13 protein-coding genes and 1 pseudogene are annotated in these 14,144 nt (G+C 67.0%); 10 read left to right on the plus strand and 4 right to left on the minus strand.

The features are described 5' to 3' along the window. The first annotated feature begins 12 nt into the window (after positions 1–12). On the plus strand, positions 13–1,431 hold the full coding sequence (cysS, locus tag BN3906_RS07985) for a cysteine--tRNA ligase (protein ID WP_066586912.1): 1,419 nt from the start codon (positions 13–15) through the stop codon (positions 1,429–1,431). 43 nt (positions 1,432–1,474) lie between these two features. On the opposite strand, the gene BN3906_RS07990 is transcribed toward cysS, so the two are convergent. After that, on the minus strand, positions 1,475–2,914 hold the full coding sequence (locus BN3906_RS07990) for an MFS transporter (RefSeq protein ID WP_078057285.1): 1,440 nt from the start codon (positions 2,912–2,914) through the stop codon (positions 1,475–1,477). 71 nt (positions 2,915–2,985) lie between these two features. Here BN3906_RS07990 and rlmB point away from each other — a divergent pair, with 71 nt between their 5' ends. Continuing rightward, positions 2,986–3,939: a 23S rRNA (guanosine(2251)-2'-O)-methyltransferase RlmB gene (gene rlmB, locus BN3906_RS07995; protein ID WP_066589545.1), complete on the plus strand. Its 954-nt coding sequence runs from the start codon at positions 2,986–2,988 to the stop codon at positions 3,937–3,939. 40 nt (positions 3,940–3,979) lie between these two features. Continuing rightward, positions 3,980–5,083 carry an NADH:flavin oxidoreductase/NADH oxidase gene (locus BN3906_RS08000; protein ID WP_066586924.1) on the plus strand — a complete coding sequence of 368 codons (1,104 nt, stop codon included), beginning with the start codon at positions 3,980–3,982 and terminating at the stop codon, positions 5,081–5,083. Here the strand turns inward: BN3906_RS08000 and BN3906_RS14705 are convergent. After that, the gene (locus tag BN3906_RS14705; RefSeq protein WP_187119918.1) at positions 5,045–5,215 is read right to left on the minus strand and encodes a hypothetical protein; all 171 of its coding nucleotides are present in this window, start codon (positions 5,213–5,215) and stop codon (positions 5,045–5,047) included. The genes BN3906_RS08000 and BN3906_RS14705 overlap by 39 nt on opposite strands. Before the next feature lie 73 nt (positions 5,216–5,288). On the opposite strand from BN3906_RS14705, the gene BN3906_RS08005 reads away from it, so the two are divergent. The 7 genes from BN3906_RS08005 to BN3906_RS08035 all read left to right on the plus strand — a co-directional run bounded on the left by BN3906_RS08005 (position 5,289) and on the right by BN3906_RS08035 (position 11,679). Continuing rightward, positions 5,289–5,975: a response regulator transcription factor gene (locus BN3906_RS08005; RefSeq protein ID WP_066586926.1), complete on the plus strand. Its 687-nt coding sequence runs from the start codon at positions 5,289–5,291 to the stop codon at positions 5,973–5,975. A gap of 22 nt (positions 5,976–5,997) precedes the next feature. Then, positions 5,998–6,972, plus strand: a complete 975-nt coding sequence (gene mshD / locus BN3906_RS08010; protein ID WP_066589548.1) for a mycothiol synthase — start codon at positions 5,998–6,000, stop codon at positions 6,970–6,972. A gap of 141 nt (positions 6,973–7,113) precedes the next feature. Then, positions 7,114–8,217: a phosphate ABC transporter substrate-binding protein PstS gene (gene pstS, locus BN3906_RS08015; protein ID WP_066586937.1), complete on the plus strand. Its 1,104-nt coding sequence runs from the start codon at positions 7,114–7,116 to the stop codon at positions 8,215–8,217. 35 nt (positions 8,218–8,252) lie between these two features. After that, positions 8,253–9,353, plus strand: coding sequence for a phosphate ABC transporter permease subunit PstC (gene pstC / locus BN3906_RS08020; RefSeq protein WP_078057287.1), 1,101 nt, complete (start codon positions 8,253–8,255; stop codon positions 9,351–9,353). Positions 9,354–9,366: 13 nt separating this feature from the next. Next, positions 9,367–10,281, plus strand: coding sequence for a phosphate ABC transporter permease PstA (gene pstA, locus BN3906_RS08025; RefSeq protein ID WP_066586940.1), 915 nt, complete (start codon positions 9,367–9,369; stop codon positions 10,279–10,281). A gap of 19 nt (positions 10,282–10,300) precedes the next feature. Beyond that, positions 10,301–11,077 carry a phosphate ABC transporter ATP-binding protein PstB gene (pstB, locus tag BN3906_RS08030; RefSeq protein WP_066586943.1) on the plus strand — a complete coding sequence of 259 codons (777 nt, stop codon included), beginning with the start codon at positions 10,301–10,303 and terminating at the stop codon, positions 11,075–11,077. A gap of 77 nt (positions 11,078–11,154) precedes the next feature. Further along, the gene (locus BN3906_RS08035; RefSeq protein WP_066586947.1) at positions 11,155–11,679 is read left to right on the plus strand and encodes an AAA family ATPase; all 525 of its coding nucleotides are present in this window, start codon (positions 11,155–11,157) and stop codon (positions 11,677–11,679) included. Between the two features lie 61 nt (positions 11,680–11,740). On the opposite strand, the gene phoU is transcribed toward BN3906_RS08035, so the two are convergent. After that, positions 11,741–12,478, minus strand: coding sequence for a phosphate signaling complex protein PhoU (gene phoU, locus BN3906_RS08040; protein ID WP_066586950.1), 738 nt, complete (start codon positions 12,476–12,478; stop codon positions 11,741–11,743). Positions 12,479–12,553: 75 nt separating this feature from the next. Next, positions 12,554–13,768, minus strand: a pseudogene (locus BN3906_RS08045) (tRNA dihydrouridine synthase). Positions 13,769–14,144: the final 376 nt, after the last annotated feature.

Raw genomic sequence — 14,144 nt, forward strand, 5'->3', positions numbered from 1 at the left:
TACAATGACGGTGTGACTCTGCGCATCTTCGATACCGCCACCCGAGAACTCCGTGACTTTGTTCCGCTGCGGGAGGGGCACGCCAGTGTGTACCTGTGCGGTGCGACTGTCCAGTCCGTCCCGCACATCGGTCACGTGCGGTCAGGGGTGGCCTTCGACATTCTGCGCAACTGGTTGACGGCCAAAGGGCTGGACGTCGCTTTCGTGCGCAATGTTACCGACATCGACGACAAGATCCTCGCCAAGTCTGCCGAACACGGCCGCCCCTGGTGGGAGTGGGCGGCGACGCACGAGCGTGCGTTCACCCGTGCATACGACCTGCTGGGCGTCACCCCGCCGTCGGTGGAGCCGCGTGCGACCGGGCACGTCCCGGAGATGATCGCCTACATCCGTCGCATCATCGACAACGGCCTGGGTTACGCCGCCCCCGACGGGTCGGTCTACTGCCGGACGGCGAAAGTGCCCGGTTACGGCTTCCTGTCCCACCAGAAGCTCGACGAACTCGACCAGGGTGAGGATCCCGCCCCCGGTAAGGAGGACCCCCGGGACTTCGCCATGTGGAAGGCCGCCAAGCCCGGTGAACCGGGTTGGGAGACCCCCTGGGGGTACGGCCGTCCGGGCTGGCACATCGAGTGCTCGGCCATGTCCCGGAAGTACCTCGGGGCCACGTTCGACATCCATGCGGGGGGAATGGATCTGCAGTTCCCCCACCACGAGAACGAGGCGGCGCAGGCGCACGCGGCCGGCGACGGTTTCGCGAACCTGTGGATGCACAACGGCTGGGTGACGATGTCGGGTGAGAAGATGTCGAAGTCCCTGGGCAACGTACTCTCCGTGCCGAATGTGCTGACGCTGGTCCGCCCGATCGAACTGCGCTGGTACCTGGGGTCCGCCCACTACCGGTCCATGCTGGAGTACTCGGAGAAGGCCCTGCAGGACGCCGCGGCCGGGTTCCGCCGGGTCGAGAAGTTCCTCGACCGTGCTGTGGAGGTGCTGGGCACCGTCGAGGTGGGGGACTGGCTCCCGGAGTTCGGGAAGGCACTCGACGACGACCTCGGGGTGCCGGCGGCCATCGCGGTCCTCCAGGACGCCGTGCGCTCGGGCAACACCGCCCTGGACGGGGGTGACCTCGTCGCGGTGGCCCGGATCGCGGGCCAGGTGCGCGCGATGACGGGTGTCCTCGGGGTCGATCCCCTGTCGGACACCTGGTCAGGGCCGGACTCCAGAGGACGTGGCCAGGGCATCGGTGCCGGGGCGTCATCCGGGGCTCTTGAGGCGTTGGATGTGCTGGTGAAATTCGAGCTGGAGCGCCGGGCGACCGCGCGTGCCGAGAAGGACTGGGCCACCGCGGACGCCGTGCGTGACCGCCTGAAGGCCGCCGGTGTCACCGTCGCGGACTCCGCTGACGGTGCCACCTGGTCGCTGGGCTGAGCAGCTGGGCTGAGCAGCTGGGCCGGGTCCGCTCGGCCGGGTGCTAGCGTTCCGCCAGGGCCGTTCCCTTGAGCTCCGGCAGGGTGTAGGCGGCCACGGCCGCGACGGCGAAGGCCACCCCGAACAGGGCGAAGAGGATTCCGGTCCCTCCGAAGACCAGCAGCGGCGGCACGATGAGCGGCGCAATGATCGAGGCGATGCGTCCGAATCCGGTGGCGGCCCCGGTACCCGTCGCCCGCAGAGGCGTGGGGTAGAGCTCCGGCCCGACCGCGTACAGCGCACCCCAGGCGCCGAGGTTGAAGAAGGACAGCAGGCATCCGGCCGCGATGATCTGCCATCCGGCGTCGGCCAGCCCGTAGAGTCCGGCCGCGCACGCCGAGCCGACGAGGAACGTGGTCAGGGTGACGCGGCGTCCCCACTTCTCGATCAGCCAGGCGGCGCAGGCGTAGCCGGGCAGCTGCGCGACCGTGATGACCAGCGTGAAGGTGAAGGACTTCACCAGTGAGTAGCCGTTGGACGCCAGGATCGAGGGGATCCAGGTGAACGCCCCGTAATAGCTGAGATTGATGCAGAACCACACTGTCCAGAACGCTGCCGTGCGCCTGCGCAGGGGCTTCGACCAGATGCCGGTGACCTCGGCGTCCCCGTCTGTCCCGATGATCGCGGCGTCCCTCTGGGCCTCGTCGAGCACCCTGTCCCCGGGCGCGGGGGTCCCGGCCTGAAGGAACTTCGGCCCGGGTTCACTGGCCTCGAACTCGCGGACGGTGGCCTCGGCCTCGGCGTGGCGTCCCCGTGACTCCAGGAACCGCACCGACTCGGGCAGTGTGAGCCGCACGACCAGGGCGTAGGCGGCGGGGATCACGCCGATGGCGAAGGCCCAGCGCCAGCCGTTGTCACCGAGGGGTACGAGGAGTGTGCCGATCACGGCAGCGGCGATCCAGCCGACCGCCCAGAACGCCTCGAGCAGCACGACCATCCTGCCGCGCACGGCACGGGGGGAGAACTCGGAGACCAGGGTGGAGGCCACCGGAAGCTCCGCGCCGAGGCCGAGGCCGATGACGAAACGCAGCACCAGCAGCATGACCAGTCCGGTCGACAGTGCCGCGGCACCGGTCGCCAGTCCGTAGACCAGCAGGGTGAGGGCGAAGACGTGGCGTCGTCCGAACCGGTCGGCCAAGAGCCCCCCGACCGTGGCGCCCAGTGCCATTCCGATGAATCCTACGGAAGCTATCCAGGAGGTCTGGGTGTGGGAGAGTCCCCAGTGCTGGGTGAGTGCCGCCATGATGAAGCCGATGAGGCCCACGTCCATGGCGTCCAGTGCCCATCCGATACCGGATCCGGTGAGCAGTCTGGTGTGCCGACGGGTCACGGGGAGCCGGTCGAGACGCTCGGTGCGGCTGAGTGCACCGGCGGACGGTGACTGCGGTGAATGCGGTGACGATGGTGACGAGGGGGACGGTGACGGGGGAGGGGTGGTGTTCATGGGCCATGAGGGTACCCTCATGGGACGTGCCGGAATAGAGCTGCCCGGGGTTGACCCGTAGGATGACCCCCATGGCAGGTAACGACAGGCGCCGCGGCGCGGTGCGCAGGACCGAACGCAAGGGCTCGACGAAGGGTTCGGGGGGACAGGTCCGGCGGGGGCTCAAGGGGAAGAAGGCCACACCCAAGGCAGAGGACCGCGTGTACCACGCGAAGTACAAGGCGAAGAAGGCGAAGGAACGCCGTGAATCGGGTCGTCCGGCGCCGAAGGACCCGGACACCCAGCCGGAACTCGTCGTCGGGCGCAATCCCGTCATCGAGTGCCTCCACGCACACGTGCCGGCCACCGCACTCTATGTCGCGGTGGGCACGGCCAATGACGACCGTCTCAGCGAGGCGGTGCACACCTCGGCCGAACGGGGGATACCGGTCCTGGAGGTCAGCAGGGACGAACTCGACCGCATGACCGGCAACGGCATGCACCAGGGTATCGGACTGCAGGTGCCCCCCTACCGGTACGCCGACGTGGACGACCTCATCACCCTGGCACAGGAGTCCGGCCGACCAGGTCTCATCGTCGTGCTGGACAACATCACCGACCCACGCAACCTCGGGGCGGTGATCAGGTCGGTCGCAGCGTTCGGCGGGCACGGTGTCGTCATCCCCGGGCGCCGTTCCGCATCAGTGACCGCGGTCGCGTGGAGGACGTCGGCGGGCACTGCGGCCCGACTTCCGGTCGCCAAGGCGACAAATCTGGTTCGTGCGTTGAAGCAGTTCCAGCAGTCCGGCTACCAGGTCGTGGGACTGGATGCGGGAGGACGCCACACCCTGGACACCTACGACGGCACCGGTCCGGTGGTGGTTGTCGTCGGTTCCGAGGGCAAGGGACTGTCCCGGCTGGTCGGGGAGACCTGTGACGACATCCTCTCGATCCCCATGACCTCCACCGTCGAGTCGCTCAACGCCTCCGTCGCCGCCGGGGTGGTGCTCAGCGAGTTCGCCCGCCAGCGCAGGGTCCGCGGCTGAAACGGGAATTCCCGCCCCGCCCCGCGCGTTGGGTCACTGTATGACCCGTAAGTTGTTCACCCCCGTGACCCTGCCCACCCCGGACGGATCAGGACTGGAGGTCGGCAACCGCGCCTTTGTCGCGCCGATGTGCCAGTACTCGGTCACCGCCCGTGACGGCGTTCCCACTGACTGGCATCTCTCTCACCTCGGAGCATTCGCCGCCGGCGGGTTCGGACTCGTCGTCGTCGAAGCCACCGGTGTGGAGGCCCGGGGCCGGATCTCGCCGCTGGACCTCGGACTGTGGGACGCCGGACAGGTTCCCGCCCACACCCGTATCGTCGACTTCATCCACGGTCAGGGGCGCCTCGCCGGCGTCCAGCTCGGACACGCGGGCGGGAAAGCCTCGACCTACCCGATGCTCCCCGGTCACAACGACGGTGCCACTGTCCCTGAAGAGGAGGGAGGATGGTCCACCGTCAGTGCCTCCTCGGGACCGGTACTGGAAGGGCTGGATCCCGCCCGGGAACTCACGGAGGAGGACATCGCCGGGGTGGTGGCGTCCTTCGTCGCGGCCGCACGGCGGGCGGAGGAGGCGGGCTATGACGTGGTCCAGATCCACGCCGCGCACGGTTATCTCATCCACCAGTTCCTGTCGCCGTTGACCAACCGGCGCACCGACGGCTACGGCGGTGACCTCAGGGGCCGTTCACGTCTTCTGCGCGAGGTCGTCACCGCGGTCCGGCAGGAGTGGCCGGACTCGAAGCCGCTGGGGGTCAGGGTCAGCGGAACAGACTGGGTGGATGACGGCCTGCAGATCTCCGAGGTCGCGGAGGTGCTCAGAGGCCTCGCCGCGGAGGGGCTCGTCAGCTGGGTGGACGTGTCCTCCGGTGGTCTGACCGACGGGTCGACCATTCCTGCCGGCCCCGGCTACCAGGTGCCGTTGGCACAGCATGTCACCCGGACTCTCGCGGACGCCGGTCTGGGCGAGGACACGGTGGTGGTTTCGGCGGTCGGTGCCGTCGACAGTGCCTCCCAGGCGGAGACGATCCTGGTCACCGGGCAGGCGCATGCTGTGTCGATCGGGCGCGCGGCACTGCGCAACCCTCACTGGGCGGCCCCTGTCTCATATCCCCATGTAGATGTGTATCAGCGACAGGTGTGAGCCGCACGGGGAGCCCGGGTCCACCGTGGGGATGTCAGCGGCCTCGGAGATGACGCCGTCGAGGCCCCATTCGCCCGAGTACCTGACGAGCACTCCGAACAGGATGACCAGGAGTGCCACGACCATGGCCACGTCGTTGGAGTACGCCGCGTGTAACCTCGGTTACGTCACAGACGCAACGACGTGAAGAGGAAGGACGCCGGCCGTGAAACTGACCGTGCTCTCGGACAAGGACGATATCTCGGAAGTCCTGCCCTCTCTGGCGCTGCTGTCGCACGAGACGGTGCTGCTGCCGGCGACCGCGACGTCCGTCCGTGAAGTGGGGGACGCCGACATCGTCCTCATCGACGTCACCGGCAGGAATCTGCTGGGTATCCGGGACCTGTGCCGGTCCGTGGCTGCCGCCTACCCCACTCTTCCGGTGGCGGTCTCCATCGAGGAGACGAGTGTCATTGCCCTGGACGGGTCCTGGGCGGTGGACGACTTCATCCTCCCGGTCGCTTCGCCGACGGAGGTGGACGCCAGACTCCGGATGCTGATGACCAGGCGTCCTGTTCCTGTGGAGGAGGCCGAGGACAGTCAGGTGGCGTCCATCGGGGGACTGATCGTCGACGAGGTCACCTACGTCGCACGTGTGGAGGGGCGTCCCCTGGATCTGACATACAAGGAGTTCGAGCTGCTGTATTTCCTGGTCAAGCATGCGGGCCGGGTGTTCAGCAGGGAGCAGCTGCTGCAGGATGTGTGGGGTTACGACTACTTCGGGGGGACCCGCACCGTTGACGTGCACGTGCGGCGGCTGAGGGCCAAGCTCGGCCATGACTACGAGAAAGTCATCGCGACGGTCCGTAACGTCGGTTACAAGGCCGTGGACATCAGCGCCGAAGGAAGGTAGAGCCGTGACCGTGTACCGCTGGATGGAGGACGAGCCCCCCGAGGTGCAGGAGAGGTACCGGGGTGCACTGGACGGGCTGCTCGCCGAGGTGGCGGAGGCGGACGGCGTCCCCGCCCTTTCGGAAGCTTTCGTGCAGGGTATCAGGGGCGAAGGGGGACACACGGGTCACCGTCATCTTCTCGCCGTCGATGACGGGGGGACGGTTGTCGGTGTTCTCGCCGTCGACGCGGCGGGCCCGGATGACGCGGCAGGTGTCGCGGAAATGGCGGTCAGGCCTGTGGCCCGTCGCAGGGGAACGGCCACCGGGCTGCTGAGGGAGGTGGGTCGTGGACTCGATCCCGAGGCGCAGTTCAGTATCTGGGCGCACGGTGACCTCGGCGCGGCCCGGGGACTGGCGGAGGTGCGGGGAGCGCGGACCGTCCGTGAACTGCTGAAGATGTCCGTCCCCTGCGGTACCGGGGACCCTGCCCGCCGGGAGCTCGTCGACGGGGCCCGTGTGGCGCGGACGACCGTGGAGGACGCCGGGTACCGGATCTACGACTATCCCGCGGCCTGCGCTGAGTTCGGTGCGGAGCTGGTCGACCGGGAGTGGCTCCGTGTGAACAACGAGGCTTTCGCCTGGCACCCTGAACAGGGCGGCTGGGATCTGCGACGGCTGCGTGAGGCCCGCGGCACCGACTGGTTCGATCCGGCCGGTGTGATCATGCTGTGGAGCCGGGACGAGTGCCAGGGGCCGCAGTGTGCCGGGGTGCACTGGACGAAACATCCGGACGGTGATCCGCACGGTGAGGTTTATGTGGTGTGTCTGGCGGACGGGGCCAGGGGGAGGGGCCTCGGAGGACCGTTGACGCTGCTGGGGATCGGGCATCTCATCGAGGAGGGGGTGGACGCCGTGGACCTGTATGTCGAAGGTGACAACGCCCCGGCGGTCGCGACCTACCGCAGGCTGGGTTTCACGGTGGTGCACCGGGACGTCGTGTTCCGCGGAATGGTGTGATTTCGGGGTGACGTGCCACGACATCGTGGACACGTCATCTGTTCATCCGGAGTTCATTTTGAGGGAGACTTGCGTCCACCTCGGACCGCTATGGTCAAGCCTGTTCCGTCCACACTGACTGTTGAAAGAGGACATCCACCCGTGACCACCGTGAAGTTCCCTGCCGCCACCGCTCTCGCAGCTCTGGCCGCCGGTTCCCTGCTTCTGACCTCCTGCTCGAACTCAGGCAACGGAGGGTCCGAGGCGGAGAGCACCTCGACCTTCGACCTCACGAACACTTCCGGCGAACTCCGCGGGGAAGGCGCCAGCTCCCAGCAGAAGGCCATGGAGCTCTTCGGCGTCGCGTACCAGACCGCTGTCCCGGGCGCATCCCTGGCCTACAACGCGACCGGCTCCGGCGCCGGCCAGAAGCAGTTCATCGCCGGACAGGTCGACTTCGGCGGCTCTGACTCGCCGCTGAAGGACGAGCAGATCGCGGACGCGGCGAAGCGCTGCGGCGGCAACGACGCCTGGCATCTGCCGATGGTCGTCGGCCCCGTGGCTGTCGCCTTCAAGCTCGACGGTGTCGACACACTCAACCTGTCCGTCGACACGGTCGCGAAGATCTTCAAGGGCGAGATCACCAACTGGAACGATCCCGCCGTCGCCGCGGAGAACCAGGGCACCACCCTGCCCGACCTCCCGATCAGTGTGCTCTACCGGGCGGAGGAGTCGGGCACCTCCGACAACTTCCAGAAGTTCCTCACCGCCGCCACCGACGGTTACTGGGACACCGAGGGCAAGACCTTCCCCACGAAGGTCGGTTCCGGTGCACAGGGTTCCTCCGGTGTCGCGGACCAGGTCAAGGCCACCAACGGGGCGATCACCTACGTCGAATCCGGTTACGCCACCGCGGCCGGCCTCGGTATCGCAGCCCTGGACTTCGGCTCCGGCCCGGTCGAGCTGTCCACCGAAAGCGTCAACAAGGCCCTGGCCGGGGTGAAGTTCACCGGTACGGGCAATGACCTTGTGGTCGATTCGGAGGCGCTCTTCGCCGCCAACGAGCCGGGAGCCTACCCGCTCGCCCTGACCACCTACGAGATCGTCTGCTCCGCCGGCTACGACACCGAGACCGCCGGCAGGGTCAAGGACTTCCTCCACACCATCCTCGACAACCAGAACGCCGACCTCGAGGAGGCCGGTTACGTGCCCCTGTCCGGTTCCTTCCGTGACAAGCTCGTCGCTGCCGTCGACGCACTTCAGTAGCACCGAAGTAACTACGACCGGAAGAAGCACACCCCATGACGAGTGCTCCGTCTGAGCAGACGCCCGCCAGGCAGACCGGGACAGGCACACACGGTACTGTCCAGCCTGTGAACGATTCCACCACCGGTACCGCAGGTCAGCCCGGTCAGACTGAGAAGGGACCGGTGATCGCACGGAGCGGACGTTCTGCGCGGCGTCCGGGTGACCGCATCTTCTCTGGCCTGACCACAGGCTCGGCGGTGCTCATCACAGTCTTCATCGCCGCCATCGCACTGTTCCTCATCCTCCAGGCCCTTCCGGCCCTGGCGAAGGAACGGGACGGAATACTCGGGTTCTTCACCTACTCCGGTGCCTGGAACCTCAACTACGCCACCAATGACGGCGGCTGGATGCAGTTCGGCATCCCCAACCTCTTCTTCACCACCGTGCTCGCCTCAGTCCTGGCCCTGGTCATCGCGATGCCGGTGGCTCTGGGCATCGCGATCTTCCTGTCGAACTACTGCCCGAAGCACCTTGTCCGCCCGCTGGGTTTCATGGTGGACCTGCTCGCCGCCGTGCCGTCGATCGTCTTCGGTATCTGGGGAATGCAGGTGCTCGGCCCGTCACTGGGCGGGATCTTCGAGTGGGTGCACAGCTGGGCCGGCGGCTTCTTCCTGTTCCAGTGGGACCAGCAGACCTCCCCGGCCTTCTCCACCAGCCGCAACATCTTCACCGGTGGTGTGGTGCTGGCCATCATGATCCTGCCGATCATCGCGGCCACCGCACGTGAGGTGTTCGTCCAGACCCCCCGGGGTCAGATCGAGGCCGCCCTGGCGCTCGGTGCCACCCGGTGGGAGGTGGTCAGGATGACTGTGCTCCCCTTCGGCAAGTCCGGTTACATCTCCGGTGCGATGCTCGGACTGGGCCGTGCGCTCGGTGAGACGATGGCGCTCTACATGGTCATCGCATCTGCACCGGGGTTCAGGTGGTCCCTGTTCGACGGTGGCACCACCTTCGCCACCGCCATCGCCAACGCCGCCCCGGAGTTCAACGACGACACCAAAGCCGGAGCGTACATCGCCGCCGGACTGGTGCTGTTCGCCCTGACCTTCATCGTCAACGCGGCGGCACGGGCCGTCGTCAACAACCGCAAGTAGGAGACGGACCGACATGACCGTCCACGTGGAACCCCACGCAAGCCTCGCCGCCAGCGGCTTCACCGACATCTCCTCCTCCCGGAAAGCCAGGGACAGGATCGCGACCGTCGTCGTCTACGCGATGATGGCACTGGCCTTCGTCCCCCTGATCTGGGTGATGGTCGTCCTCGTCGCGAAAGGCCTCCCGGCCGTCCTGAACACCGGGTGGTGGTCCTTCGACATGGCGGGCCAGCTGTCCAACAAACCGGGCGGCGGCATCAGCCACGCCATCATCGGCACCCTCACTCAGGCGGCGGTCACGACCGTGATCTCCGTCCCGGTGGGTGTCCTCACCGCCGTGTACCTGGTGGAGTACTCCAGGGGCGGCAGGCTCGGCCGGATCACCACCTTCATGGTCGACATCCTCACCGGCGTGCCCTCCATTGTCGCGGCACTGTTCATCTACGCCGTGTGGATCGTCCTGTTCGGTTTCGACCGGTCCGGTTTCGCCGTGTCTCTCGCCCTCGTGCTCCTGATGATCCCGGTGATCGTGAGGAACACCGAAGAGATGCTGCGGATCGTGCCCGATGACCTGCGGGAGGCCTCGTACGCCCTCGGCGTCCCGAAATGGAAGACGATCGTGAAGATCGTCCTTCCCACCGCCCTCTCCGGAATCGTGACGGGTGTGATGCTCGCTGTCGCCCGCATCATGGGTGAGTCCGCCCCGGTGCTGATCCTCGTGGGCGCGACCCCGGTGATCAACTGGAACGTCATGGAGGGCAACCAGAACTCGTTGCCGCTGTTCATGCTGGAAATGTACAAGCTCCAGTCCAATGACGAGGTGCTCTCCCGCCTGTGGGGTGCCGCCCTGACCCTGGTGCTCCTCATCGCCGCCCTCAACCTCGCTGCCCGGTTCATCTCGAAGCGGTTCGCAGTCAAGACACACTGACACTTTCGAAGGACACACCATGGCCAAGCGCCTCGACCTCCACGACGTGAACATCTACTACGGCGACTTCCATGCCGTCCAGAACGTCGACCTCCAGGTCCCGCCGCGGTCGGTCACCGCATTCATCGGCCCCTCCGGCTGCGGCAAGTCCACCGTGCTGCGGTCCCTGAACCGTATGCACGAGGTGATCCCCGGTGCGTACGTGACCGGGGAGATCCTCCTGGACGGGGAGAACATCTACGACCGGGCGATCGACCCCGTGGCAGTCCGAAACACCATCGGAATGGTGTTCCAGAAGGCCAACCCCTTCCCGACCATGTCGATCGAGGAGAATGTCGTCGCTGGTCTGAAGCTTTCCGGGGTCAAGAACAAGAAGCGTCTCGCCGAGGTCGCCGAGAAGTCCCTGCGTTCCGCCAACCTGTGGGAAGAGGTCAAGGACCGGCTCGACCGACCCGGCGGCGGACTGTCGGGCGGTCAGCAGCAGCGCCTCTGCATCGCCCGGGCGATCGCCGTGGAACCCGAGGTCCTGCTCATGGACGAGCCCTGCTCGGCACTTGACCCGATCTCCACGCTCGCGGTGGAGGACCTCATCCACGAACTCAAGGAAGAGTTCACCATCGTCATCGTCACCCACAACATGCAGCAGGCGGCCAGAGTCTCGGACCAGACCGCGTTCTTCTCCCTGGAGGCGACCGGCCGGCCGGGACAGCTCGTGGAGGTGGGCGCCACGAAGAAGATCTTCGAGTCCCCCGACAAGAAGGAGACCGAGGACTACATCTCCGGACGTTTCGGCTGACCTGCCCCGACCGGGGCCGGGGGACCACCCCCGTCCCACTTTCGTGCCACACTTGGGGTGACGGAAGGAGACGAGGGATGGAACCTGTACACATCGTGCTGATGGGGGTCAGCGACAGCGGCAAGGCAGCACTGGCCGCTGAACTGGTGGAACGCACCGGATTCACGGGAGCGACCGCCGAAGAACTGCAGCCCGGGGAACTGCAGGAGATGATGGCGGCGGACCGTTTCGTCACCCCGGACGAGAGACTGCCCTGGGCGTACGCCATACGGGACTGGATGACCGACCAGGCACGGCAGGGTCATTCCACCGTCGTGGTCAGTCTGGGACTGGGACGCCGCGCCCGTGACATCTTCCGGGAGGCGGAGGGATTCGTCTTCTTCGTCCACGTCCACGCCACCGAGGACGTGATCCGGGAGAAGATCCGGCAACGCACCGGCCGCGAGCCCGATGCTGCTGAACTCGAGGTGCTGAGACGTCAGTACGCCGAACTGGAGAGGCTCAGGGCCGACGAACCCGGGGTCCGTCTCGACGCCACCAGAGAACCTGCGGTGCTGGCGGACGCCGCCCTGGCCGCACTGTCAGTGGCCAGGCAGGCCTGAACCCGGTCCCCAGGCCGCGAGCCGTGGGACCGGGCTCCTGGGGGACCGGGCAGGCGGGCACTCAGAAGGAGTCTGAACCGTAACGGCGGCGGATCTCGTCGAACTGTTCGCGGACCGTCTCCTGCTGCTCCTCGCTGCGCCGGGTGGTCTCGTACTCCTCCGGCTCTTTGCCGGTGGCGAGGTAGACGACCCGGGTACCGATGTCCACGGCATGGTCCGAGTACCGCTCGAAGAACCGGGACAGGAGGGTGACGTCGACGGCGGCGGAGACAGGGTAGGGCCACTCCCTGTTCGATGTCAGCTGGAACATATGCTCGTGGAGGTCGTCCACGGCGTCGTCGTCGAGGGCGAGCTCCATGGCCTCTTCGGGGTCATAGGTCACCAGGACGTCGTGGAGCTTGTCACCGATGTCGTCGACGAGGCGGGCCATCTCCCGGAAGAACGGTTCGACGGAGTCGGGGAGGGTCTTGTCCGGGTGACGGCGGCGGGCGATCCGGGCTATGTGCACCGACAGCGCGGCCATCCGCGACAGGTCCTCGACAATGTAGGTGCCGGACACGACCTGGCGGAGGTCCCGGGCCACCGGGGCTTCGAGTGCGAGAAGCTCGAAAGACGTCTTCTCGGCACGCTTGCGAAGCACCTCGACAGCATCGATGGAGCTGAGCACGACCTCAGCCGTGTCGATGTCGGCGTCGAAGAGGGCCTTGCAGGCCTCCGACATCATGGTGCGGACCCGGTCCGACATCTGTGTGAGGTCGTGGGCGAAAGTCCGCATCTGTTCCTGGTAGACAGTGCGCATGGCGGACAGTCTACGTGGAAGTCGGTGCTCAGGGGGGACGGCCGGGAAAGTCTTCACCCGGCGTTCACATGTTCTCTACCCTCCGTTGTTCGCGGCGTCCTCGACATCTTCGGTGACACGGACAAAGTCCTCGTAAGGGTCGTCGAGCCAGTTGTGCGGCAGTGAGACCCTGCCGGGGGAGCCCTGACGTCCGCGGGCACCGTCGGCGTCCACAGCTTTCGCCGTGGACCCGCGGACCGGGTCGAGGACCCGGCGCAGGTCGTCGAGGCTGTTGATCGTGCTCAGCTGCCGGCGCATCTCCCCTCCGGCGGGGAAGCCGCGGAGGTACCAGGCGACATGTTTGCGGATGTCGCGGCTGGCGTGTTTCTCGCCGTCGTGTTCGGCGAGCAGTTCGGCGTGGCGCATGATCACGGAGGTGACCTCTCCGAGGGTCGGCTCTGCGGGTACCGGCCGTCCCTGCAGCTGGGCGGAGAGTTCGGCGAAGAGCCACGGACGTCCCAGGCAGCCCCGTCCGACGACGACACCGTCGCAGCCGGTCTGCTCCATCATGTCGGCGGCGTCGGTGGCCCGGAAGATGTCCCCGTTGCCGAGCACAGGGACGCCGGTGCCGGCCATGTGATCGACGAGTCTGGCGATCTGCGACCAGTCTGCCGACCCTGAGTAGCGTTGCGCGGCGGTACGGCCGTGGAGGGTCACGGCGGCGGCACCTTCGGCCGCGGCGATACGGCCGGCGTCCAGGTGGGTGTGGTGGGTGTCGTCGATGCCGACGCGGAATTTCACGGTCACCGGCACGGCGTCGGGGCCGCTGCCACGTCCGGCGTCCTCGACGCCTCTGACGGCCGCGCCGACAGGACGCGGAGAAGAGGGGCGGGGAGGCCGGTCGGCTGGCTCTCATACACATCTAGATGGGTAAAAGGGACAGCCTCTGACGGCCGCGCCGACGACGGCGGCGAAGAGCCGGCGCTTGTACGGCAGGGCGGAACCACCTCCCCGGCGGGTGACCTTGGGGACCGGGCACCCGAAGTTCATGTCGATGTGGTCGGCCATGTCTTCCTCGGCGAGCATGCGGGCGGCCCGGTAGGTGTACTCCGGGTCTGTCGTGTAGAGCTGCAGACTGCGGGGGTTCTCGTCAGGGGCGAAGGACGCCATGTGCAGGGTGCGTGGGTTGCGTTCCACGAGCGCGCGGGCGGTGATCATCTCGCAGACGTAGAGGCCGGCCGCTGTCCCGGTGTGCCTGCGCTCCTGTTCGCGGCAGAGGGTACGGAACGCCGTGTTCGTCACGCCGGCCATGGGGGCCAGGACGACGGGGGAGGCCAGTTCGAGCGGGCCGATCTTCAGTGCGGGTCGCGTCGGGGCAGGACGCCGCGACGCACCGCCGGGGGTGTGCGCTGTCGGGGTTTCAGGGGCGTCCGGGGTCGACACAGTCACCGGCCGATTCTCACACCGGGTACCCGGCGGGCGCAATTCAGGGTGCATGTCACGCATGTCAGAGCCTGTGGACAACGTGGGTGTGGCGTCCGGGGGTGGTTAAGGGTACCCGGGTTCCCAGTGACTTCATCGGCGTAACTAGGCTGGGGTGCAACTCGTCACAGTCCCCGGAAAATGCGGGAAAACACTGCTGTGATCCGGGCAGTGCGGTAAGCGGACGTCTTCTGCGATACTGGGC

Origin of the sequence: Corynebacterium provencense (genome assembly GCA_900049755.1) — a bacterium.
GTDB classification, from domain to species: Bacteria; Actinomycetota; Actinomycetes; order Mycobacteriales; family Mycobacteriaceae; genus Corynebacterium; species Corynebacterium neomassiliense.